The sequence below is a fragment of the Streptomyces phaeofaciens genome, from assembly GCF_014648915.1.
GTDB lineage: Bacteria > Actinomycetota > Actinomycetes > Streptomycetales > Streptomycetaceae > Streptomyces > Streptomyces phaeofaciens.
In genome coordinates, this window is sequence record NZ_BMSA01000003.1 from 438997 (window position 1) to 461934 (window position 22938).

The 22938-nt window shown below is 72.6% G+C and carries 19 protein-coding genes; 10 read left to right on the forward strand and 9 right to left on the reverse strand.

Annotated elements, in window-relative coordinates; all coding sequences use genetic code 11:
- Positions 1-18: 18 nt before the first annotated feature.
- The 4 genes from IE275_RS08810 (at position 19) to IE275_RS08825 (ending at position 4209) form a co-directional block, all read left to right on the forward strand.
- Positions 19-1281 (forward strand): MFS transporter, encoded by a 1263-nt coding sequence (locus IE275_RS08810; RefSeq protein ID WP_189709448.1) that lies wholly within the window; start codon positions 19-21, stop codon positions 1279-1281.
- Positions 1282-1294: 13 nt separating this feature from the next.
- Positions 1295-2563 (forward strand): ATP-grasp domain-containing protein, encoded by a 1269-nt coding sequence (locus tag IE275_RS08815; RefSeq protein ID WP_189709450.1) that lies wholly within the window; start codon positions 1295-1297, stop codon positions 2561-2563.
- 102 nt (positions 2564-2665) lie between these two features.
- Positions 2666-3922: an ATP-grasp domain-containing protein gene (locus tag IE275_RS08820; RefSeq protein WP_189709452.1), complete on the forward strand. Its 1257-nt coding sequence runs from the start codon at positions 2666-2668 to the stop codon at positions 3920-3922.
- Complete coding sequence (locus tag IE275_RS08825) at positions 3919-4209, forward strand: chorismate mutase family protein (RefSeq protein WP_189709454.1); 291 nt, start codon at positions 3919-3921, stop codon at positions 4207-4209. The genes IE275_RS08820 and IE275_RS08825 overlap by 4 nt, the downstream gene beginning before the upstream one ends.
- Before the next feature lie 214 nt (positions 4210-4423).
- On the opposite strand, the gene IE275_RS08830 is transcribed toward IE275_RS08825, so the two are convergent.
- Entirely contained in the window at positions 4424-5479 is a 1056-nt protein-coding gene (locus IE275_RS08830; protein ID WP_189709456.1) for a LacI family DNA-binding transcriptional regulator, read from the reverse strand.
- Positions 5480-5851: 372 nt separating this feature from the next.
- Here IE275_RS08830 and IE275_RS08835 point away from each other — a divergent pair, with 372 nt between their 5' ends.
- From IE275_RS08835 to IE275_RS08850, 4 genes are all read left to right on the forward strand, one after another.
- On the forward strand, positions 5852-7180 hold the full coding sequence (locus tag IE275_RS08835; RefSeq protein ID WP_189709458.1) for an ABC transporter substrate-binding protein: 1329 nt from the start codon (positions 5852-5854) through the stop codon (positions 7178-7180).
- A 5-nt stretch (positions 7181-7185) separates the two neighbouring features.
- Positions 7186-8196, forward strand: coding sequence for a carbohydrate ABC transporter permease (locus IE275_RS08840; RefSeq protein ID WP_189709460.1), 1011 nt, complete (start codon positions 7186-7188; stop codon positions 8194-8196).
- 12 nt (positions 8197-8208) lie between these two features.
- The gene (locus IE275_RS08845) at positions 8209-9120 is read left to right on the forward strand and encodes a carbohydrate ABC transporter permease (protein WP_189709462.1); all 912 of its coding nucleotides are present in this window, start codon (positions 8209-8211) and stop codon (positions 9118-9120) included.
- Between the two features lie 132 nt (positions 9121-9252).
- Positions 9253-10689: a GH1 family beta-glucosidase gene (locus IE275_RS08850; RefSeq protein WP_189709464.1), complete on the forward strand. Its 1437-nt coding sequence runs from the start codon at positions 9253-9255 to the stop codon at positions 10687-10689.
- Positions 10690-10768: 79 nt separating this feature from the next.
- Here IE275_RS08850 and IE275_RS08855 read toward each other — a convergent pair whose 3' ends face one another.
- Together IE275_RS08855 and IE275_RS08860 are read right to left on the reverse strand one after the other, a co-directional pair.
- A complete protein-coding gene (locus tag IE275_RS08855; RefSeq protein WP_189709466.1) occupies positions 10769-11671 on the reverse strand; it encodes an RpnC/YadD family protein in 903 nt (300 codons plus the stop codon).
- An 82-nt stretch (positions 11672-11753) separates the two neighbouring features.
- Positions 11754-12179: an ATP-binding protein gene (locus IE275_RS08860; protein ID WP_189709468.1), complete on the reverse strand. Its 426-nt coding sequence runs from the start codon at positions 12177-12179 to the stop codon at positions 11754-11756.
- A gap of 232 nt (positions 12180-12411) precedes the next feature.
- Here IE275_RS08860 and IE275_RS08865 point away from each other — a divergent pair, with 232 nt between their 5' ends.
- Both IE275_RS08865 and IE275_RS08870 read left to right on the forward strand, forming a co-directional pair.
- Complete coding sequence (locus IE275_RS08865; protein ID WP_189709471.1) at positions 12412-13293, forward strand: helix-turn-helix domain-containing protein; 882 nt, start codon at positions 12412-12414, stop codon at positions 13291-13293.
- 12 nt (positions 13294-13305) lie between these two features.
- Complete coding sequence (locus IE275_RS08870; RefSeq protein ID WP_189709473.1) at positions 13306-13497, forward strand: DUF397 domain-containing protein; 192 nt, start codon at positions 13306-13308, stop codon at positions 13495-13497.
- On the opposite strand, the gene IE275_RS46785 is transcribed toward IE275_RS08870, so the two are convergent.
- The 6 genes from IE275_RS46785 to IE275_RS08900 all read right to left on the reverse strand — a co-directional run bounded on the left by IE275_RS46785 (position 13487) and on the right by IE275_RS08900 (position 22861).
- Complete coding sequence (locus IE275_RS46785; protein ID WP_189709476.1) at positions 13487-17644, reverse strand: trypsin-like peptidase domain-containing protein; 4158 nt, start codon at positions 17642-17644, stop codon at positions 13487-13489. The genes IE275_RS08870 and IE275_RS46785 overlap by 11 nt on opposite strands.
- Complete coding sequence (locus IE275_RS08880) at positions 17628-17939, reverse strand: trypco2 family protein (RefSeq protein WP_189709478.1); 312 nt, start codon at positions 17937-17939, stop codon at positions 17628-17630. Before IE275_RS08880 ends, IE275_RS46785 begins: the two co-directional genes overlap by 17 nt.
- A 40-nt stretch (positions 17940-17979) precedes the next feature.
- On the reverse strand, positions 17980-19038 hold the full coding sequence (locus IE275_RS08885; RefSeq protein WP_189709479.1) for a hypothetical protein: 1059 nt from the start codon (positions 19036-19038) through the stop codon (positions 17980-17982).
- A 107-nt stretch (positions 19039-19145) separates the two neighbouring features.
- Positions 19146-20612, reverse strand: coding sequence for a glycoside hydrolase family 18 protein (locus tag IE275_RS08890; RefSeq protein WP_189709481.1), 1467 nt, complete (start codon positions 20610-20612; stop codon positions 19146-19148).
- 174 nt (positions 20613-20786) lie between these two features.
- Positions 20787-22157 (reverse strand): HAMP domain-containing sensor histidine kinase, encoded by a 1371-nt coding sequence (locus IE275_RS08895; protein ID WP_189709483.1) that lies wholly within the window; start codon positions 22155-22157, stop codon positions 20787-20789.
- Positions 22154-22861, reverse strand: a complete 708-nt coding sequence (locus IE275_RS08900) for a response regulator transcription factor (RefSeq protein ID WP_189709486.1) — start codon at positions 22859-22861, stop codon at positions 22154-22156. The genes IE275_RS08895 and IE275_RS08900 overlap by 4 nt, the downstream gene beginning before the upstream one ends.
- Positions 22862-22938 lie beyond the last annotated feature (77 nt).

Below are 22938 nucleotides of genomic sequence, written 5' to 3' on the forward strand. Positions count from 1 at the left end.
GGGTCCGCGAGGAGTCTCATGATCAAGAGCCTGGTCCCCCCTCCCGGGCCCGCGCGCACGCTCGCCCTGGCCCAGCTCATCAGCCGGACCGGCGACGGCGCCTACTACGTGACCGCCGCCCTGTTCTTCACCCAGGTCGTCGGCCTGTCGGCGGCCCGGCTCGGGCTCGGGCTGACCATCGCCTGGACGGTGGCGCTGGTGCTCGGCGTGCCGCTCGGCCATGTCACCGACCGCCGGGGCGCCCGTGGCACCGCCGCCTTCTTCTTCCTCTGCGCGGCGGCGGCCGTCGGCTCGTACCTGGTCGTGCGCTCCTTCCCGCTGTTCGTGCTGGCGGCGAGCCTGTACGCGGTCGGCCAGCGCAGCGGCTCGGCGGCCCAGCAGGCGCTGCTCGCGGGCGTGGTGCCCAAGGAGCAGCTGACGAAGGTCCGCGCGTTCCTCCAGGCCTCGTACAACGCGGGCCTGTCGGTGGGCGCCGCGCTGGGTGGCATCGTGCTGCTCTTCGACACCCGCGAGGCGTATCTGGCGGCCTTCGCGCTCAACGCGTGCGGGTTCGCGGTGGCCTCCCTGGTGCTGATGCGGGCGCCCGCGGTCGCGCCCACGCCTGCGGCGCCCAAGGACGAGAAGGGCCGGTCGGTGTTCCAGGACCGTCCCTATGTCGCCGTCAGCCTGCTCAATCTGGTCCTGGTGCTGCATGTGCCGCTGATCGACGTGGCGCTGCCGCTGTGGATCGTCGGGCACACCGAGGCCCCGAAGTGGGTGCTGTCGGTGATGTTCGTGCTCAACACGCTGGCCGTGGTGGTCTTCCAGGTCCGGGTGGCCCGCGGGGTGACCGACCTGACGAGCGCCGCCCGGTACGTGGTGCGCGGCGGGCTGCTGCTCGGGGCCGGCTGTGTGGTGTTCGCCTTCTCCGGCAGCGGCGGCTCGGCGTGGTCGGCGGTGCTGCTGCTGATCGCCGCGGCCGGGGTGCAGACCGTCGGCGAGATGGCGCAGATGGCCGGCACCTGGGAGATCAGCTTCGGGCTGGCCCCCGACGGACGGCACGGCCAGTACCAGGCGTTCTTCGGGTCCGGTCTGACCGTGGCGGAGATCGTCGGCCCGCTGGCGCTGACCGGGCTCCTCGTCTACTGGGGCGCCCCCGGCTGGATCCTGCTCGGCGCGCTGTTCGCCGCCGCGGGCTTCGCGATGGTGCCGGTCGTGAAGTGGGGCGAGCGGCGGCTGGCCGCGACCACCGGGGCCGCCGGGGCGCCGGTCGCCGCCGAACAGCAGCCGGCCATGGACTGAGGGAGAGACACACGTGGGTGAGAACGTGCCCGCCCGGCCGCGAACCGTCCTGGTGATCGGCGGCCGGGTGGAGACCGTCCGCAAGGCCCGGGATCTGGGCCTGCGGGTCGTCAACGTGCAGCGGCCCGAGGAGTACCGGCCCGAGCACGCCGAACTCGTCGAGGCGGCCCTGCTCGTCGACTACACCGACTGGTCCGTGCTGGGCCCGCTGGTCACGGCCGCGCACCAGGTGTACGGCTTCGACGGCGTCGCCACCATCACCGAGCCCGGGGTCGAACCGGCCGCCCGGGTCGCCGAGGCGCTCGGCCTCGCGGGCAACAGCCCGCACTGCGCGCGGCTGATGCGCGACAAGGCCGCGATGCGCGCGCACCTGGCCGGGCGGCCCGGCGCGGTGGCGGCGGCCGTGGCCGGGGACCGCGCCGGTCTCGGCGCGTTCGGCGCCCGGCACGGCTACCCGTTCATCGTGAAGCCGGTGGACGCGGCCGCCAGCTTCGGGGTGCGCCGGGTCGACGGTCCGGACGCGATCGACGACGCCTGGGCGTCGATCGTCCGGCTGCGCGGCAGCACCGGGCATCCCTTCGCCACGTACTTCCCCGTCGGGGACTTCCTGATGGAGGAGTATCTGGAGGGGCCCGAGTACAGCGTGGAGTCGTTCACCTTCGACGGACGGCATCTGCTGCTCGCGGTCACCGAGAAGGCCACGCACACCACCTTCGTGGAGACCGGCCACGCCCTGCCGGCCCGGCTGGCCCCGGCCGACGACCACGCCGTACGCGCCTGTGCCGAGGAGTTCCTGGACACCGTCGGGCTGCGGGAGGGTGCCGCGCACACCGAGGTGAAGCTGACGCCCGGCGGGCCACGGGTGATCGAGTCCCACGGTCGGCCCGGCGGCGACCGGATCATGGAACTGGTGGACGCGGCGTACGGCTTCGACATCGAGTCGTTCACCGTCGGCTGGGCCGGCGGGGTGCTGACCGCCCCCGAGCGGGCGCCCTCGGCCCGTGCCGCCGCCGCGACCCGCTTCCTGACCTGCGAGCCGGGCCGGGTCACCGGAGTCCAGGGCGTGGACGAGGTGCGGGCGCACGAGGGCGTCATCGGGGTGGACGTCGCCGTTCCGGTGGGCGGGGCCGTCCGTCCGCTGGGCGCCAGCTGGGACCGCGTGGGCCAGGTGCTGGTCACGGCCTCCGACACCACGGCGGCGGTCACGCTGGCGGAACGGCTCGCCGAGAAGATCACGATCACGACCGGCCCGGACCCGGCCCCGGACCCCGACGGGACCTGACCCCGGATGCCGATCCCCTCCCGTCCTCCCCCCTCCCGTCCTCCCCCCTCCCACCTCCCACCTCCCACCTCCCACCTCCCTCCTCGCAGAAAGCGGCGCACCATGTCTGAACACGTCCTGGTCTTCGGCAACGGCTACGACATGCCGGGCCGGATCCGGGCCCGCGGCACGGACCGGGGCCTTGCGTTCACCACGAGCGTGCTGTGCCGGCCCGACCACCTGGCCAAGCTGGAGGAGGCCGACGGGCACGCCCGGATCGTCGCCGTCCGCGCGGACGCCCCGGTCGAGGAGTGGATCGCGCTCGCCCGGGCGATCCACGCCGCGCAGCCGGTGACCCGGATCGGCACCTTCGGCGACCAGTGCCAGGACACGGCCGCCGAGGTGGGCAAGGCGCTGGGCGTGCCCACCCACGACCCGGAGACGGTACGGCTGGTCTTCGACAAGTTCGCCATGCGGGGCCGGCTCGCCGAGGCGGGCGTGGAGAGCACCCCGGCCGCCGAGGTCGCCGACCCCGCCGCACTGTGCGCGTTCGCGGCGGCACACGGTTATCCCGTCGTCGTCAAGCCCCGCCGGGGCACGGCCAGTACGGGTGTCTCGGTGGTCCGCGCGGACGACGAGGCGCAGGCCGCGTTCGACCGCGCCCGGGGCACCGAAGCGGCCGCCGAGGTGGTGGCGGAGGTGTTCCTGACCGGCGAGCAGTACAGCGTGGAGGTGTTCTCGGAGGACGGCGCGCACGTGGTCGTCGCGATCACCCGCAAGTACTCCGACCCCGTCAGCCTGGTCGAGCTGGGCCATGTGATGCCGGCCCCGCTGGACGCCGTACGCGAGACGGAGATCCGGACGTACGTGACCTCGGCGCTCGACGCGCTGGGGGTGCGGTTCGGCCCCACGCACACGGAGGTGGTCCTGACGCCGGACGGGCCCCGGATCATCGAGACCCATCTGCGGGTCGGCGGCGACGAGATCTGGAACCTGGTGACCGACGCGACCGGCGTGGACCTGGTGGAGTACCAGCTGCGGCAGTGCGTGGGCGAGCGGGTCCTCGACGACGTCCGTGCCGTGCTGGCCGACCCCGGCCGGACCCGGCGCGCCGAGGCGATCTGGTTCGCCGCCGCGCCGGCCACCGGGGAGCTGGTCGAGATCACCGGCGCGCGGGGCCCGCACCCGGACGGGGTCACCGTCGACGTCCTCGCCCGGCCGGGCGCCGCGCTGAGCGGCCTGCACAGCTCCGACTCGCGCCCGGCCCAGGCCCGCGCCCACGCGGACACCCCTGAGAAAGCCCTCACGCTGGCCCGCGAGGCCATCGGCTCGCTGTCCTTCCTGACCCGGGTGACGGCGGAACCGGGCGAGCTGCTGTGAGGGGTGGGGCGGAACGGGCGCCGGGTGAGGGGCTGCCCGGCCTGGCCGACGGGCTCGACAGCCTGGACGACCAGATCATCGCGCTGCTGCTGCGCCGGGCCGAACTGGCCCGGGGTCACCGTTCGGCGCGCCGGACGGCGGGGCTGCCGGCCTCGGAACTGACCTGGGAGAACCGGGTCCTGGCCCGTTACGGCGCCCGGCTCGGCCGCCCCGGCACCGGCATCGGCCGCGCGGTCCTGGCCCTCACCGAACAGGACACCCCGACCGGGACGCCCGCTCCTCACTAGGGGGGAGGAACGGGAGTCCATCCCCCGGGGGGACGGGGGGTGGGGCCGCCGCGTCGCGGGAGGGGGAGACGCGGCCGCCCACCCCTCGGGGGAGGGACCGGGCGTCCATGCCTGCACAGGGGGAGGCATGGACGCCCGCTCTTCTTTCTCCGCGCATGACCGCGTGCGCCCCTGGAGGCCCTACGGGCAGACGACGCCACTGTGCGGACACGACCTAGGACGAGGTCCGGGCCACCAGTTCCGTCGCCAGGACGATCTGCCGGCGCTCCAGACCCCGGGACACCGCCGGGCGGCGGTCCGCGATCTCGGTGAGGAGGAGGTCCAGCATGCGGCGGCCCATCTCCTCGATGGGCTGGCGGACACTGGTCAGCGGCGGCTCCATGTGGCGGGCGATGGCCGAGTCGTCGTAGCCGACCAGCGCCACGTCCTCCGGGATGCGCAGGCCCGCCTCGCGCAGCGCCTGGCGGGCGCCGGCCGCCATCACGTCGGAGCCCGCGAAGACCGCGTCGAGGGACGGGTCGCGGGTGAGCAGCTCGGCCATCGCGCGCCGGCCGCCCTCCTCGGTGAAGTCACCGGGCTCGATGAGCCGCTCGTCGGCCGGGTACCCGGCGTCGCGCAGGGCGTCGCGGTAGCCGTCGACGCGGCGCTGGGCGCCGTACACGTCGAGGCGGCCGGTGATGTGCGCGATCCGCGTGCGGCCGTGGGCGAGGAGGTGCTCCACGGCCGAGCGGCCGCCGCCGTAGTTGTCGGAGTCGACCGAGGGCAGCGTCTCCGCGGCGGAGCGCGGGCCGCTGATCACCGCCGGGATCTCCAGCTGGGCCAGGAGGTCGGGCAGCGGGTCGTCGGCGTGCACGGAGACCAGCAGCACGCCGTCCACGCGGTGCGCCGCGAGGTACTGGGCCAGCCGCTGGCGTTCGCGATCGCTACCGGCGAAGATCAACAGCAACTGCATCTCGGTGTCGGCGAGTTCGGCGCCCACACCGCGCAGCATGTCCGAGAAGTACGGTTCCGCGAAGAACCGGGTCTCCGGCTCGGGGACGACGAGGGCGATCGCGTCGGTGCGGTTGGCGGCGAGCGCGCGGGCGGCGGTGTTGGGCACGTATCCGAGTTCCGCGACCGCCGCCTCCACGGCCGCGCGGGTCGCGTCGCTGACCCGGGGCGAGCCGTTGATCACGCGGGAGACCGTGCCGCGGCCTACACCGGCGCGGGCGGCCACCTCTTCGAGGGTGGGCCGGCCGCCGCTGCGGCCCCGCGCTCCGTGGGTTGCCATGGGCCCCGCCTTCCCGCCGTCGTCTTACTCTGGCCTGGAATCTAACAGTCCTCGCAGTTCGGGTGGCCGCCACCGACCACTGCTGTACCCGGCCCCGCCCGAGCGACCGTTCCCTACCGGATTGGGTCATATGTCGTTCGTGGGTCCGGGTTAGCTAACAGCCGGATAACTGAACGCGTCTCCTCGCGTCCCCACCCTTGACACCCCCGCCGGAACCGACGACTCTTCAACACATCACCTGTGGGAGCGCTCCCACGGTACCTGACACATACACATCCCGCACGTTCCCCGCCCGAGCCGCAGCGAGAAACTAACGGGCCCAACAATGCAGTTGGCCGGGGGGTCGGCACGTCAGGGCAACAGGAGGACGCAATGCGAGCACGTACCCGAACCGCCCGCCGGGTGGTGGTCCTGGCGGCCGTCGCGTCGCTGGGCGCCGGGCTGCTGGCCGGCTGTGCCGACGATGGCGGCGACGACGCTTCCGACGGCTCGTCGTCGGGCAGCGGCAAGGGCAAGACCACGATCACGCTCGGCCTTTTCGGTACGTTCGGCTTCAAGGAGGCCGGACTCTACGCCGAGTACGAGAAGCTCAACCCCAACATCAAGATCGCCGAGAACGTCACCGAGCGGAACGAGAACTACTACCCGGCGCTGGTCAACCACCTGACGACCAACAGCGGGCTCCAGGACATCCAGGCCGTCGAGGTCGGCAACATCGCCGAGGTCGTGACCACCCAGGCCGCCAAGCTCCAGGACCTGTCCAAGGTTTCGGGAGTGAACAAGAGCGACTGGCTGGACTCGAAGTGGGCGCAGGCCACCACCCAGGACGGCAAGACGATCGGTTTCGGCACCGACGTCGGCCCGATGGCCGTCTGCTACCGCAAGGACCTCTTCGAGGCGGCCGGCCTGCCCACCGACCGCGCCGAGGTCGCCAAGCTGTGGGCGGGCGACTGGAACAAGTTCGTCTCCGTCGGCGAGCGGTACAAGGCGAAGGCGCCCAAGGGCACCACCTTCATGGACTCCCCCGGCGGTCTGATCAACGCCATCCTCAGCAGTGAGGAGGAGAAGTTCTACGACTCCTCCGGCGAGGTCATCTACAAGACCAACCCGGCCGTGAAGGCCGCCTTCGACCTGACCGCGAAGGCCGCCGAGGAGGGGCTGGTCGGCGCGCAGACCCAGTTCCAGCCCGCCTGGGACACGACGATCGCGAACAGCAAGTTCGCCGCGATGGCGTGCCCGCCGTGGATGCTCGGCTACATCAAGGGCAAGTCGAAGCCGGACGCGGCCGGCAAGTGGGACGTGGCCGTCCCGCCGAAGTCCGGCAACTGGGGCGGCTCCTTCCTCGCCGTTCCCTCCAGCGGCAAGAACGTGAAGGAGGCCGAGAAGCTCGCGGCCTGGCTGACCGCTCCCGCGCAGCAGGCGAAGCTGTTCAAGGTGCAGGGTTCCTTCCCGAGCGCGCCGAGCACCTACACCCAGGCCGAGGTCACCGGCGCCAAGAACGAGATGACCGGTGACGCCCCGATCGGCACGATCTTCGCCGAGGCCGCCAAGTCCAGCCCCGTCCAGGTGATCGGCCCGAAGGACCAGATCATCCAGCAGGGCCTGACCGACAACGGCGTCATCCTCGTGACGAAGGGCAAGTCCGCGAAGGAAGCCTGGGAGACGGCCACCAAGACCATCGACAACAACCTGGACAAGTGACCCGTATGTCCACCCGTCACGACACCGCCGCGCCCCCCGCCAAGGAGGGGGGCGCGGCCCCGGGCCGCCCGCCCGCGGCCGCCGCGGAGGCGGACGCGCGGCGCCGGGCCCGGCTCTCGCGCCGCTGGCAGCGGGACATCCGCTGGAGCCCGTACGCCTTCGTCTCGCCGTTCTTCCTGCTCTTCCTCGCCTTCGGCCTGTTCCCGCTGGTCTACACCGGCTGGGCCTCGCTGCACCAGGTGGAGATGACCGCGCCCACCGACATGACGTGGGTCGGGATGCGCAACTACACGCGGATCTTCGACGACGACTTCTTCTGGAACGCGGCGAAGAACACGCTGACGATCGGGATCATCTCGACCGTGCCGCAGCTGCTGATGGCGATGGGCCTGGCGCACATCCTCAACTACAAGCTGCGTGCGTCGACCTTCTACCGGGTCGCGATGCTCGCGCCGTACGCGACGTCGATCGCCGCCGCCTCGCTCGTGTTCGTGCTGCTCTTCGGGCGCGACTACGGCATGATCAACTGGGCGCTGGACACGGTCGGGATCAGCCCGGTCGACTGGCAGAACGACAAGTGGCCTTCGCAGATCGCGGTGTCGTCGATCATCATCTGGCGGTGGACCGGCTACAACGCGCTGATCTATCTGGCGGCGATGCAGGCGATCCCGCAGGACCTGTACGAGTCGGCGGCGCTGGACGGCGCCAGCCGCTGGCAGCAGTTCCTCCATGTGACCCTGCCGTCGCTGCGGCCGACGATCCTCTTCACGGTCGTCGTCTCCACGATCGGCGCCAGCCAGGTCTTCGGCGAGCCGCTCCTCTTCGACGCCAACAAGGGCGCGTCGGGCGGCGCGGAGCACCAGTTCCAGACGCTGGGCCTGTACCTGTACGAGCAGGGCTGGGTGAACCAGCACCTGGGCCGGGCTTCCGCCATCGCCTGGACGATGTTCCTGATCCTGATCGTGATCGGCATCGTCAACTACGTCATCTCGCGCCGGCTGCGCGCCAGCAGTTAAGGAGGAGCAGCCGTGACGACGACGACTGTGACCAAGTCCGAGCCCCAGGACACGGTGCCGGCGGCCCGCAGGGTGCGCCGCCCGAAGTCCGAGCGCGCCGGCGGTCAGCTGCACGCCGGGCCGATCGCGTACGTGATCCTCGCCGTGTTCACCCTCGGCTCGCTGTTCCCGCTGGTGTGGACGGCGATCGCCGCGTCCCGCGACAACAACCGGCTGGCGCAGACGCCACCGCCGTTCTGGTTCGGCTCGAACCTCTTCAAGAACCTGGACATCGCCTGGAACGACGCCAATCTGGGCAAGGCCTTCGTCAACACGACGATCGTGGCCGGGACCTCGGCGGCGACGATCGTCTTCCTGTCCACGATCGCCGGGTTCGCCTTCGCCAAGCTGCGGTTCCGGGGCCGGGGCGCGGCGATGCTGATCGTGATCGGCACGATGATGGTGCCGCCGCAGCTGAGCATCATCCCGCTGTACATGATGGTGGCGAAGCTGGAGTGGACCGACCAGCTCCAGGCGGTGATCCTGCCTTCACTGGTGAGCGCGTTCGGTGTGTTCTTCATGCGGCAGTACCTGATCCAGGCGCTGCCGGACGAGATCATCGAGGCGGCCCGGGTGGACGGCGCGAGCAGCTGGCGCGTGGTGTGGCACGTGGTGTTCCCCACGGCGCGCCCCGCGATGGCGGTGCTCGGCATGCTGATGTTCGTGCAGACGTGGAACGACTTCCTGTGGCCGTTCCTGGTGCTGAGCCAGACCGGCAACCCGACGGTGCAGGTCGCGGTCGCGGGCCTCGGCCGCGGGTACACGCCCGACCAGTCGCTGATCATGGCGGGTGCGCTGCTGGGCACGCTGCCGCTGCTGCTGGTCTTCGCGATCTTCGGCAAGCAGATCGTGGGCGGCATCATGCAGGGCGCGGTGAAGGGCTGACGTCCCCGCCCCCGTGTCCTCGGGGGCCGGGCCACCGCCGCCCCGGCCCCCTTCCCGCACCTCCGCACTTCTTCCCCCCAACCTCGTCGGTCGGTCTCGACGACCTCGACGACCTTCCATGGGAGCGCTTCCATGTCTGAGTCCGCACAGCCGGCCACCCCGGTGACCTTTCCTCCCGCCTTCCTCTGGGGCGCCGCGACATCCGCGTACCAGATCGAGGGGGCGGTGCGGGAGGACGGCCGTACGCCCTCCATCTGGGACACCTTCAGTCATACGCCGGGCAAGACGGCCGGTGGCGAGACCGGTGACATCGCTGTCGACCACTACCACCGCTACCGCGACGACGTGGCGCTGATGGCGGAGCTGGGCCTGTCGGCGTACCGCTTCTCGATCTCCTGGTCCCGGGTGCAGCCGACGGGCCGCGGTCCCGCGGTGCAGGTGGGCCTGGACTTCTACCGCCGGCTGGTGGACGAGCTGCTGGCGAAGGGCATCAAGCCGGCCGTCACCCTCTACCACTGGGACCTCCCGCAGGAGCTGGAGGACGCGGGCGGCTGGCCGGAGCGGGACACGGCGTTCCGGTTCGCCGAGTACGCGCAGATCGTCGGCGAGGCGCTCGGCGACCGCGTGGAGAACTGGATCACGCTGAACGAGCCGTGGTGCAGCGCGTTCCTGGGCTACGCCTCCGGGGTGCACGCGCCCGGACGCACGGACCCGGTGGCGTCCCTGCGCGCGGCCCACCACCTCAACCTGGCGCACGGCCTGGGCACCACGGCGCTGCGCTCGGTGATGCCGGCCCGCAACACGGTGGCGATCAGCCTCAACTCGTCGGTGGTGCGGCCGCTCTCGCAGACGCCGGCGGACCTGGCGGCGGCCCAGAAGATCGACGACCTGGCGAACGGCGTCTTCCACGGCCCGCTGCTGAAGGGCGCCTACCCGCAGACGCTGCTGGACGCGACCTCGTCGCTGACGGACTGGTCGTTCGTCGAGGAGGGCGACCTCCGGACGATCCACCAGCCGCTGGACGCCCTGGGCCTGAACTACTACACGCCGACGCTGGTCTCGGCGGCCGACGAGACGGTGCAGGGCCCGCGCTCGGACGGCCACGGCGCGAGCGCCCACTCGCCCTGGCCGGGCGCGGACGACGTCGCCTTCCACCAGACACCGGGCGAGCGCACGGAGATGGGCTGGACGATCGACCCGACCGGCCTGCACGAGCTGATCATGCGGTACACGAAGGAAGCCCCGGGGCTGCCCCTCTACATCACCGAGAACGGCGCCGCCTACGACGACAAGCCCGACCCGGACGGCCGCGTCCACGACCCGGAGCGGGTCGCCTACCTGCACGGCCACCTCTCGGCGGTCCGCCGCGCGATCGCGGACGGCGCGGACGTGCGGGGCTACTACCTGTGGTCCCTGCTGGACAACTTCGAGTGGGCGTACGGCTACGAGAAGCGGTTCGGCGCCGTGTACGTCGACTACGCGACGCTCGCCCGCACCCCGAAGTCGAGCGCCCTCTGGTACGGCCGCGCGGCCCGCTCGGGGACCCTGCCGGACATCGACACGGCGTGACCCCGACACACACGACCAACTGACCGGGGGCAGGGGAAGGGGCGCGGCGGGCTGGGGGCCTGCCGCGCCCCGCTGTTTCTCACGCCTCGGCGAACAGTTCCTCGGCACTCGTCGCGGTCAGGGACCGGTCGAGCCACGTCCCCAGCACCTCCAGATCGGCGCAGGCGGTGATCCGCTCCCGCACCGCCTCGGAGACCTCGACGCCACGACGGTCGAGGATACGAAGGATGTCCTCGGCCCGGCCCTCGGCCCGGCCCTCGGCCCGGCCCTTGGCCTCGCCCTCGATGAGGGTTTCCTCGATGAGGGTGCCACTGCCGGGGAAACGGGGAGTGTACGTGGCCATCAGATTCCTCCACAGTGCACGGGCCGGGGTCTCACCCAGGCCGACTTCGGTGAATTCCGCCCATCGCTTCGCGGTCTCGCCGCCGGTGTTGGCCACCGCCGCCGCCAGCGCGTCCAGTATCGCAGGGAGCCCCGGATCCTTGGCGTGGGCGAGCGCGCAGAAGACGGCGAGCGCGAGGTCATCGGCCGCCTCGTCCGGGTCGATGACCGCAGGGACGTTCCCCGGGCCCAGCACGAGCGGGAACACCGCCATGCTGGTGTGGAAGGGCGGGCCGACCCGGACGGGTTCCGCCGCCCAGGACGCGGTGGCCTTGTCCCGGCAGACCACCAGCAGGATCGGGGGCAGCCGGTACCTGGCGTACAGATGCGCCAGGTAGTACGTCCAACTGTTCGGCTTGTCCGGGACCGGTTTGCTCTGGGCCTCGACGGCGAGCAGGAAGGCGCCGTCGTTCGCCGTGTCGACCCGGAACAGGGTGTCCACACGGCGCGCCAGCGGCCGGATCTCGGTGAGATCCGTGTCCATGGGCTGGATCGCCGTGGGCTCGGGGAAGGTGATGCCTGCCCGGGGGAGGGCTCGGGCGAACAGCCCTGGATCCTCCCGGAAGATCTGATGCATCGCCTCGTGCGCTGAACTGACCATGTGACGGAATGTAGTTGGACAAGCGCGCTTCGTGCGCATGAACGAGGGCACGTTCAGCTGTAAGAGTGAATTTGCCTCTGGCCTATGACAGCCATGCCTGGGCGCCCCGCCGTTCGAGCTCGAACCAGGTCGCCTTGCCCGGTCCCGGACCATGTGTGCAGACGCCCCAGGCGTCGGCGCCGCACGAGATGAGCTGTATGCCGCGCCCCCCTTCGTCGTCCCGGCCGGGAGTGCGGGCCGCGGGCAGGCCGGGGGCCTCGTCATGGACGAGGACGCGCAGCCGCCGCGCGTCCGTCCAGGCGGCACGGAGGGTGACCGGTGCCGCGCAGCCCTTGCCCTCGCAGGCGTTGATGGCGTTCGTGACGGCTTCGGAGGTCAACAGCGTCGCGGTGTCGGCGAGTTCGGGGCACCCGGAGGCGACGAGGAGGGTCCGGACGGTCTCCCTGGCGGTGCGGACCCAGGCGGGGTGGGGCGGGAAGACGAGGGAGACGCTGGGCGGGTCTTCCACGGGGCTCCTTTGATCGTGGGGGGGGTTCCGTGTCCACGCGGTGACCAGGTCCGGGCCTCGGCAAGTGGGTTGAGGGCGGGGGTACTTCCTCGTGGTGGCTGGTGTCGACGGTAGGGAAATGTTTTCCCTTGCAGCAAGCTTCTCCCGCGTCTGTCACCTAAGTGGGTGATCAGCCGACGCCACCGCGCCCCGGGATGGCCGAGGTCGTCAGACTGCTGGCCAGGAGGTCGACATGGCACCCAGGAACAATCCGAGCGAACGCCAGCGCAGGCTCGGCGCGGAGCTGCGCAAACTCCGTGTTCGCGCCGGGCTCACCGGCGAACAGGCGGCTGCGTTCCTGGACGCGGACCGCGCCCGCGTCAGCAACATCGAGACCGGGCGCATCGACGTGTCCCGCAACCGCCTCTACAAGGTGCTCCAGGACTACGGCTGCCCGCCGGGCACCTACTTCGACGCCCTCATGGCCATGGCTCAGGAGAACGGGAAAGGCTGGTGGGGTGAGTTCAGCGAGACGATCGGCCCGGCGGCCCGTGACCTGGCCGAGCTCGAATCCCGTTCGACGATTCTGCGCACCCACAACCCGTTGGTGATTCCCGGCATGCTCCAGACCGAGGAGTACGCCCGTGCCGTCCTCGCGGCCACGGAGGCCGAGCCCCACCGAGCCGGCCGTTACGCCGAGTTCCGCGTGTGTCGGCAGCATGTTCTGACCGGCGGATCCCCCGCGACGTACCACGCGATCATCCACGAAGCGGCTCTCCACACCCGGGTGGGAAGCCCGGAGATCATGCGGAGGCAGCTGCTACGACTGATGGAGGTGTCGCGACAGGCCAACGTGACCGTGCAGGTGTACCCCTTCGAGGCGGGTGTCTATGCCGCCCACAGCCGGTCGTTCGTCCTCTTCGGCACCGGCGTCCCCGAGCTGGACACGGTCTATCTCGAGCATCCGACGAACTCGCTCTTCCTGTGGGATGGAGCCCAACTGGACGAGTACGCCAAAATGTTCGAGCGGCTCTCGGAACTGGCTCTGGCACCCGTGGACCCGGAATCGGCACCCGAGTCCCACGCGTCGCGCGACTCCCTGAGCCTCATCCAACATGTGATGTACACCCTCTGAAAGGACCCAGCCGTGCCTCAACTCGCCTGGCAGAAGTCGTCGTTCAGCACAGGCGGCGAAGGCGAGTGCGTCGAAGTGGCCGCATCACCCCCCTCCCACCTCCACCTCCGCGAGAGCGACCGCCCCCACGTGACGGCCACCGTCGAACCCCGCGCCCTGGCGCAGCTCCTGCACGCCGTGAAGTCCGGGGGGCTCAGGCCCTGAGGTCCAGGTGGGCGAAGACGGCGTTCCGGATGCGTAGGACCGCCGTGGGGTCGGTGTCGGCGAGGACCGGGACCGCGTGGTGCCAGCCGTCGGGGGTGAGGGCCTCCGCCAGGAGGGCGCGGGCCGTGGGAAGGTCCGGGCCGGACGCCGGCGGGAACAGGAACGCGGCCAGGCGCCGCACCACCGAGGGGCTGCGGGTCGTGAGGAGTTGAGCACCCGCCCGGTCCCCGGGAACACAGGCGACGAACGCGGCCAGCGCCGAGAGCGTCTCCGAACGCTCCTCCTCGGTCGACCGCCGCCGGGCGAGCGCGCACGCCGTGGTCAGATCGCCGAGCGCGGCGGAGACGACGGCCATCGTGTTGCCGCCTCCCGAGTGGAGCGTCGTCTCGCAGTCCGCCACCACGTCGTGCAGAAGCCGGCGCGCCTCGCACGGGTCGGCCGTCGCGGTCAGCAGGGCGAGCAGGGCCCTCGGGGCGAACCCGAGACTGCGGGAGGGGTCCGCGGCCATGCCGAGCAGGATCTTCACGATCTGGGCGCCGCGCTCGCCGTCATGGGGCCCCACGGCGGTGAGCATCCTGGCGTACCCCGACACGGACGTGTCGCGCATCTCCCGGAGCAGACCGTCCAGCCACTCGCCCGCCGTCCCCGGGGCGTGCGGCCACAGGCTCGCCACCGCCTCCATGAGGGCACGCTCGCGGTGGATCCACGCCACCGCGGGATCCGGCGCGATGGCGCCGAGCATCTGGAGGACCTCCGCGACCCGGTCCGCCGCGCCCGTGGCGGCAAGGGCCTGGACGGCGACGGTCAGGGCGTTCTCCTTCACGAGCCACTGGTCGACCGTGGACGCGGTCCCGACCGCCTGCTCGGCGAGGCGCAGTGCCTCACCGGTGTCGTCCGGTGCGACGGCCAGGGACACGACCGCGTATCCCATGGCCCGCGCCTCGGGCCGGGCGATCGCCCCGGCCAGGCGCTCGGCGTCCTGGGCCCGGCCGGCCGTGGCGAGCGCCCCCGCGAGGGCGGCGAGGCGTTCGTCGCGCGCGAGATAGACCGATCCGCCGGTCGCCTGGTATCTGCGCTCGGCCTGGTGGAGAAGCCGCCACGACCGGTCGGGGTCGGTGGTGACCCAGTGGGCGGCGAGGGCGGTCAGGGCCTCGGCGACGAACCACTGGAGGGGACCCGAGGCGTCGAGCAGCACCCGCTCCAGGGCGTCGGCGGCGCCGGCCGCCACCAGCAGCTCCGTCAGGCGTGCCGAGGAACGGTTGTCCTCTTCGAGGGGTTCGTCGTTGGCCTCCCAGAACGCCTCCAGGCACGCCCACGCCTCGTCGGCCCGGCCCTGTCCGGCCCGGCCTTCGGCGAGGGCCAGCCAAGCCTCCGGCACGGCCCCCCACCGCTCCGCCCGGGCCGGCTCCCACAGACCCTCCGCCAGCCGGTGGGCGTCGTCGACCCGGCCCACCGCCACCAGCGCGCGCACCGCCGGGGACGCCTCGGCGTCACTGCGGGTATCGGGATGCTCCATGACCCGTCGCGCGTGTGCCACGGCGAGTTCCGTCATCCGCTCCGCCTCGCGCGGGCGGACCGGGTGCAGGACCTCGGCGACGAACGCGGGAAGGTTCGGCGGGCGCCCGGCCCGCTCCCGCCCGAGGGCCGCGATCGCGTCGTACAGTCGCGCCGCTCGTGCGGGGTCGGGGCCCGCCCCCCATGCCGCGGCGACGGACGCGAGGGCGCGGACGCGGGTGGCCGGGTAGGAGATCACGCCGGCCGTCTGCTCCGCCCGGCTCAGCAGGTCGGCCCGGCGTTCCGGGTCCCGCAGCACGGCGGCCGTCGCGATGAACGCCTCGACCACCGTCGCGACGCCCGAGTCGTAGTGCGGCAGGGGCAGTTCGTCCAGCCGGCGCAGTGCCTCGTCCTGGCGGCCCGCCGTCGCCAGGATCGTGGCCCGCCTGCCCTGAGCGAGAACGACGTAGGAGTCCCCGTAGATCTCGTAGGGGTCCGCGACCGCCTCCTCGGTCAGCCGGACCATCTCCTCGGCCAGCCCGCCCGCCCGGCGGTCGCCCGACTCGGCCAGCACCTGGGCGACCCCCGCCAGTGCCTGGGCGCGGTCCATCGGGCGGAAGACGGTCCGTGCCAGGCCGATCGCCTGGCGGACGCGGCCGTGGCGGGCGTACACCGCCGGAATGTCCGGGTGCAGGGACTCGTTGCGGCGGCTCACCAGATCGGCGGTCGCGGCCAGGACGGCGAGGGAGCCCAGGTCGTCGGGGGTCGTGTCGCGGACGAGCCGGCGGGCGGCCGCGATCTCCGCCAGGCAGGCCGCGTCGCTGCCCGTCGCCTCGCGGAGCCGGTCGCGGCGGCGGACGTCCATGGCCAGGGTCGTCGCCCTATCGGTCTCGTCCAGCGACGCGAGGAGGCGGCCGTACGGCTGGAGGAGGTAGAGCGGGGTGCCCTCCGGCCAGCCCAGGCGCTCGTAGGTCGCCGCCCAGGCGTGCACGCGTTCCCGGTAGGTCCCGATGTCCGGCCCGAACTCCTCCAGCGCGGCCGTCAGCAGGGTCTCGTGGGCGAAGAGGTAGCCCCGGGTGGAGGCGTACAGGGTGACGTCACCGCTGTGGCCGCCGTAGCCGTCGGGGCCGCCGCTGTCGGGGCCGACGGCTCCGCGCAGCCGCAGGATCCGGCCGAACGAGCTGGCCAGCCGCCCGCGCAGCTCGTAGTGGGGTTCGCCGGTGAGTTCGCGCAGGTCGTCGACGGTCAGGGTGCCGCGGGCGGCGGCGAGGAGGCCGACCAGGTCGCGCTGGAGGCGGTCTCCGGCGAGGGCCTGGCGGAGTTCGAAGGTGGCCTCGTGCTCGGTGTGCCGGGACGCCCGGGTGGCGGACAGCCGGACCACCCGGCAGGAGCGCAGCGGATGGTCGCCCCTGAGGTGGTCGGGCAGGGCGGGGCCGGTACGGCTCGTCACCAGGACGCGGACGTTCGGCGGGAGCCGCTGCGGCAGCAGCGAGGCGATGCTCGTGCCCGTGGCACCCGGGAGCAGCGCCTGGTCCTCGTCCAGGCCGTCCACGATCAGCAGCAGTGTGCCGCCGTCCTGCGCGACCCGCTCCGCCGCCTGCCGGAGCAGCAGCCGGCGTTCGCCGTCGCGGGCCGTCGGCGAGGCCAGGGCGGTGGGCTCACGGCCGGCGACGGTGGCGAGCTGGTCGATGAGCGCCGAGGTGTAGGCCTCGCCGTCCTGCTGGCCCGCGTTCCGGGCGGTGACGAAGAACCAAACGGGGACCACACCGCGCGGCGGACGCAGGGCGAACGACGACGTCAGCGCCGTCTTGCCGGCCCAGGGCCGGCCCTGGAGCCACAGATACGGCTCCGGGCCGCCGCAGAAGGACACCAGGTCCGTGAGTTCCGCCCGCCGCTCCTCCAGCCGCTCGGGCGCGATGTCGGCGAGCTGGGCGCGGTAGATCTCCTGGATCAGGTCGAGTCCGGTGACGGGGACGGCGGAGGGCAGGGTGTGCCCGAGGCGGCAGCCCAGCAGCTCTTCCAGGGCGGTCAGCCCAGGCCTGTCCAGCAGCTCGGCCCAGCGGTCCACGCGGACCGCCGCGATCCGGCCGGGGCCGTCGTTGCGGTGGTGGCGGCTGACGACCCCGATCAGCCGGCCTCCGCTGAACACGGCCGCGCCGGACATGCCCTCCCACGCGTCGTGCTCCGGGTCCGGGTCCGCCGCCGGGGCCGGGGCGACCCCCAGGTCGAGCGTGCCCTCCCGCCGGTTCGACAGCACCGCGCAGGTGGCGTGCACGTGCTCGGCGTCCCGGAAGCGTGAACCGTCGCCGTCCGTACGGAGTTTGAAGCGGGGGAAGCCCATCGCCGTACAGCGCAGCACCGCGTCCGACTCGCCGGCCCGGCCGAAGGCGACGGGCGGGGCGTCCTCGAAGGCCCGGACGGTCAGTACGGCCACGTCGATGCCCGCGTGCGCCCACGCCGTCGTCGCCGTGAGCGTCCGCTCCCCCGGCCGGTCCGCCTGGAAGCGGACCGTGACGTCCGTCGCGCCCTCGACCACGTGGGCGGCCGTCAGCACGGTCCCCGGCGCGACGAGATATCCCGAGCCCCGCCGGCCCGGGGCGATGATCTCCGCGACCCGTTCCGGCCGCAGCCCGCGTTCAGCGTTCGCCGTCAACCTCGTCGCCCGTGATCAGTACCGTGCCCGTCGGGCGCCCGTCCGCCGTGACGGCCCTGGGGGTGAGGGTGAGGGTGACCCGTTGGGTCTCCGCGTGCCCGTACTTGCCGTTGGCGCCCGCGTCCACCACCCACAGCCGCACCTTGGCGTCCCCGCCCGCCTCGCGGGTCACCGCGACGGACGCCTCGATCTCCACGGGGCCGAGCTCGAAGCGGAGGGCCTCGCCCTCGCCGTCGGCCAGTGCGGTGCTCAGCTGCTGCCTCAACTCGCGGATCATGTCGGCCAGTTCGATCACGGTTCCCCCTCGCGGCGCGGTCGTGACCAGATGGTACAAGTCACCGCCACACCGTCAGGAGCAGGACGACGATCAGGACGAGCAGCACACCGAGGGACCAGGCGAGACCGGTGACGCTCTCCCGGCTGGGGCGGTGGACGACCACGACGCCGGTGCGTCCGGGAAAGGCGTAGTAGATGCTGTCCGGCGCGGCGGCGAACACCACGCGGACGAGCGGGAGATGACGCAGGGTCACCCGGCGGCGCACCTCGCCCTCCCTGCGGGCCAGGAGCGGCTCGACCTGCTCGCGGTGGACGTCCTCCAGGAAGTCGGGGAGCTTGTCGGTGGCGCGGGTCAGCTCCGCGGCGTGCCAGCGGCCCTTTCGCAGCCTGCTGAGGAAGGGATAGCGGGCGGCCTTCACCTGGTCGGTGTCGGGGGTGTGGGTGACGACCCCCTGGGTCCATTCGGTGAAGACCCCGGTGCCCCCGCACTCCTGGTGCCGCAGGCGCCGGGCGCCCCGGCACGTGCCGCAGGTGACGGCTCCCGTGCCCCGACAGGCCGGGCACGGCACCCGCCGCTCCCCCAGGCATCCGGGACAGGCCACCTCGGGGCGCTCGCAGCGTCTGCACGCGGACCGCTCCGGTGCGCCCTCGGGACGCGGGGCGGTCCGCCGGGCCCGGTGGGTGGTCGGACGGCCGGTGCCCTCGCACTCCCAGCACGCGTCGGGGCCGCCCCGGCAGACCGCGCACTCGACATGGCGGGGGCAGGACCGCCTGCCGCTCCCTTCGCAGGCCGCGCAGTCCCGTTTCCCGCGGACGCAGTCACCGCACTCCACCTCGGCCGGCGACCCCTCCCGCACGAGCACGACCTCCTGCCGGGTCCCGGGGTCGAGGGGCGGCGTGACGGGGTGGGCGGCGAGGTCGGTGTACGTCGGCGCGCCCGGTCTCTTCCGCCCCTTCGCCCTGACCTGGCGTTCCTCGCGCCGTTCGATCGACCGGACGATCCGGCACTCGAACACCGACTGCCAGGTCAGGGAGGCCGTGCCCATGACGGCACCGCGGCGGGACGCGTACCGTTCGACGGCCTGGAGCAGCTCTTCCTCGGACGGTGCCGTCGCCAACGCCGTTCTCCCTCAGGCCGGGTGACACACGCGGGAAGGAGCAGGGTAGGAGCACCCCGGGCACGCGACAAGAGGGCCGGTCGGCCGTCCGTTCCTCGACCCCTCGATCACTTGTGGGCGGCGAAGGCCTTCGAGAACGCGGCGTCGCCCTGGAGGATCGAGCTGCACGTGGCGTCCGCCTGGTTCTTGACGCCGCCCGGGCACTGCCTGTCCCGCGTGACCGACCACATCGACAGCCAGCCGAGCCCCTTGGCCTTGGCGAACGCGACCAACTGGGTGGCGTCCTCGACCGTGAAGATCTCGGTGGTGACGTCGTTCACACCGATCATCGGGGTCACCGCGACGGTCTTCCAGGCCGCGCTCTCGCTCAGCCCGAGCACACTCTTGACCTGTGCCTGCGTGGCGGTGGCGGCCTGTTCCGCGTACGTACCCATGTCACCGCTGTACGCCGGACCGTAGTCCATCGCCATGATGTTGACCGTGGCGATCTTCACGCCGCCCGCCTTCGCGTCGGCAAGCAGGCTCACGCCGTCCTGGGTCAGCCCCTCGGGCATGACCGGCAGGGTGTAGGAGACGTCCAGGTCCGGGTGGCTCCGCTGGAGCTGGGCGATCGCCTGGGCGCGGCGGGTGTTGGCGGCCGTGTTCGGCAGCGCGCCACCCTCGACGTCGAAGTCGACCTTGGTCAGCCGGTAGGCGTCGACGACCTTCGTGTACGCCGCCGCCAGCGCGTCCGCCGAGGAGCAGGTGGTGGCCAGCTCGGAGCCGGCGGCACCGCCGAAGGAGACCCGGACGTCGCCGCCCTCGGCCCTGAGCGCCCCGATCTGGGAGGCCACCTTGTCGCTCGCGAGGTCGGTCACCCCGCCCCACTTCGGCGTACAGCCGCCGCCGTCGGTGACGAAGGCGAGGTTGTAGTCCTTCACGCCGGTCGCCGCCGTGTGGGCGAGCAGGTCGAACGCCGGGTAGAGGGAGGTGTCGACGAAGGGCGCGAAGCCGGCGGAGGTGGTCGTGCCGGTGCCGCCGGCGGGACTGCCGCTCGGGCTCGGGCTCGCGCTCGGGCCGCCGCTCGGGGAGGCGGAGGCCGTCGCGGACGGTGCCGTCGTGGGCGTCGCGGACTGCGTCGGCCGCCCGCTCGGCTCGGGCGTGGCCCCGCCGTCCGCCGAGCAGGTGGCGCCGTCGACCAGACAACCGACCGGGTCCCCGCCGCCGTTGACGACGAACCCGACGGTGACCGACTCGCCGGCGGCCAGCCCGTCGGTGTCCCACTTCGGCGGGGTCACGGTGACATGCCGGCCGCTGACGCTCGACTCCCCGTTCCACAGCGAGCCGAGTTTCGCCCCGGCCGGCAGGTCGAACTCCAGCGTCCAGGCCGACTTGGTCCGGCCGCTGTTGTTGGTGACGACGTACTGCGCGGTGTACCCGGTCGACCAGTCGCTGGTCTTCGTGTACGCCGCCCCGACCCCGGCCGCCTGCGCGGTCCCGGTGACGAACACGATCCCGCCGCCGACCACCGCCGCGGCGACCGCCCCGCCGATCACCTTGCTGCGACCACTGATCCTGCGCCGATGCGTACTCATCGCGTGCCTGCCTTCGTCGTTCACGGGGTGGGGTGCGGCAGCACGCTAGCGATCCCGAAACGGGCAAAACGCCCGACAGGGACGGGGGTCGGCGTCCTTAGGGTGCGCTTAAGGAGCACATCGGGGACGGTTAAAGGTCGAGACCACTTCGGGGTCCCGATCGGGTTTCCGGCGTCACCGGGCGGCCGTCCGTCTGCGCTTGCGCATCGCTCCGCGGTGGCCCCTGCGGACGGGTTCCCGGCCGTCCAGCTGGATCCAGAGACGTATCTCGGTGCCGCCGAGCACCGAGGAGCCGATGCGTACGTCGCCGCCGGTGGACTCGGCGAGGCGGCGGACGATGTCCAGGCCCAGGCCGGTGGAGCCGGCGGCGCCCGAGCCCCGGCCGCGGGCCATGGCGGCCTCCGGATCGGGGATGCCGGGGCCCGCGTCGGAGACCAGGACGATCACCGCGTCGTCGCCGTTGTGGACGTCGACCGCGAAGGCGGTGCCCTCCGGGGTGTGCCGGAAGACATTGCCGAGCAGGGCGTCCAGGGCGGCGGCGAGGTCGGCGCGGGCCACGGGGATGCGGACCGGACGCTCGACGCCGGCCGTGCGCACCTTGCGGCCCTCGTCCTCCGCGAGCGCCGACCAGAACGCCATCCGCTCCCGGACCACCTCGGCCGCGTCGCACCCGGCGCCGGGGCCGGCCGCCGCGGTCTGCGGCTTGGCCTCCCGGGCCGTGCGGATGATCGTGTCGACCTCACGCTCCAGCTGCGCGACCGCGGTCCGGGTCTGTTCGGCGGCCGGGGAGTCGCCGAGGGAGGCCGCGTTCAGCCGGAGCACGGTGAGGGGGGTGCGCAGGCGGTGGGAGAGGTCGGCGGCCAGCTCTCGCTCGTTCGCCAGGAGTTGCACCACCTGGTCGGCCATCGAGTTGAACGCCACGGCCGCCAGGCGCAGTTCGTTCGGGCCCTCCTCGGGGACCCGCGCCCCCAGCTTCCCCTCGCCCAGTTCGTGCGCGCCCTCGACCAGGCGCTGGGCCGGCTGCACCATCCGGACGCCCAGCCGGTCGGCGACCGCGACCGAGCCGACCACCAGGGCCGCTCCGACCGCCGCGAGCACCGCCCACGCCGTGGCCACGCCGTTGCTCACCTCGGACTCGGGGACGTACACCTCGACCACCACGGTCCCCAGGCCGAGCGCGACCGGCTGGAGCAGCGCGGAGCCGCCCGGCACCTCGGCGGTGGAGGCGCGGCCCAGCTTCCGCACGGCGGCGATGTCCGTGTCGGCGGCGCGCTGCCGGCCCAGGTCGACGGCGGCCCGGCCGTCGCCCGCCGGGATGTGCACCGCCATCCCGTCGTCCGAGCCGGCCGAGGCGACGACCCGCTCCAGCTGGTCCCGGTCGGTGGTGATGGACAGCGCGGGGACGACGACCGCGGCCTCCCGCTCGGCGTTGGAGAACGCGCGGTCGCGGGCCATCTCCTTGATGACCAGACCGAGCGGCACCGCGAAGGCGACCACGACCATGGCGGTGACCGCCAGGCAGACCTTGACCAGGGCCCATCTCATCCCGCCCACCCCGCTTCCGCCGGCGGCTCCAGCTTCACGCCGACGCCGCGCAGGGTGTGCAGATAGCGCGGCCGGGCCGCCGTCTCGCCCAGTTTCCGCCGCAGCCAGGACAGATGGACGTCGATGGTCTGGTCGTCGCCGTAGGACTGCTGCCACACCTCGGCCAGCAGTTCCCTGCGCGGTACGACCACCCCGGGCCGGCCGGCCAGGAAGGCCAGCAGGTCGAACTCGCGGCGGGTGAGGTCGAGTCGCGTGCCGTCCAGCTCCGCCTGGCGGCGCAGCGGGTCGACCGTGAGGCCGCCGACCCGGATGACCGAGGAGGGCGGGGCCTCCCCGGCGCCGGAGCGGGACCGCCGCAGGACGGCCGCCATCCGGGCCGACAGATGCTCCACGGAGAACGGCTTGGTCAGATAGTCGTCCGCGCCCGCGTTCAGCAGCCGGACGATCTCCGTCTCGTCGTCGCGCGCGGTCGCGATGATGACCGGGACGTCCGTGATGCCCCGCAGCATCTTCAGGGCCTCGGAGCCGTCCAGGTCCGGCAGTCCGAGGTCCAGGACGACCACGTCGAAACGGAAATGGGCGACCTCGCGCAGCGCCTCCAGTGCCGTGCCGACGCTGCGCACGGTGTGCGAGGCGTCGGTCAGCTGCCGGATGAGCGCCGAGCGTACGAACTGGTCGTCCTCGACCACGAGCACACTTGCCATGCGCCGCACCGTACGCCATGCCGACGAGGCCGGTCCGAGCCTGTGGACAACTCCCGCCCTGTGGACAACCCGTGGAC

Bases quoted from the DNA above. Each gene is read 5' to 3' on its own strand.
- IE275_RS08810 (WP_189709448.1), top strand. From the start codon at position 19: ATGATCAAGAGCCTGGTCCCCCCTCCCGGGCCCGCGCGCACGCTCGCC.
- IE275_RS08820 (WP_189709452.1), top strand. From the start codon at position 2,666: ATGTCTGAACACGTCCTGGTCTTCGGCAACGGCTACGACATGCCGGGC.
- IE275_RS08830 (WP_189709456.1), bottom strand. From the start codon at position 5,479: ATGGCAACCCACGGAGCGCGGGGCCGCAGCGGCGGCCGGCCCACCCTC.
- IE275_RS08835 (WP_189709458.1), top strand. From the start codon at position 5,852: ATGCGAGCACGTACCCGAACCGCCCGCCGGGTGGTGGTCCTGGCGGCC.
- IE275_RS08840 (WP_189709460.1), top strand. From the start codon at position 7,186: ATGTCCACCCGTCACGACACCGCCGCGCCCCCCGCCAAGGAGGGGGGC.
- IE275_RS08850 (WP_189709464.1), top strand. From the start codon at position 9,253: ATGTCTGAGTCCGCACAGCCGGCCACCCCGGTGACCTTTCCTCCCGCC.
- IE275_RS08855 (WP_189709466.1), bottom strand. From the start codon at position 11,671: ATGGTCAGTTCAGCGCACGAGGCGATGCATCAGATCTTCCGGGAGGAT.
- IE275_RS08865 (WP_189709471.1), top strand. From the start codon at position 12,412: ATGGCACCCAGGAACAATCCGAGCGAACGCCAGCGCAGGCTCGGCGCG.
- IE275_RS08890 (WP_189709481.1), bottom strand. From the start codon at position 20,612: ATGAGTACGCATCGGCGCAGGATCAGTGGTCGCAGCAAGGTGATCGGC.
- IE275_RS08895 (WP_189709483.1), bottom strand. From the start codon at position 22,157: ATGAGATGGGCCCTGGTCAAGGTCTGCCTGGCGGTCACCGCCATGGTC.
- IE275_RS08900 (WP_189709486.1), bottom strand. From the start codon at position 22,861: ATGGCAAGTGTGCTCGTGGTCGAGGACGACCAGTTCGTACGCTCGGCG.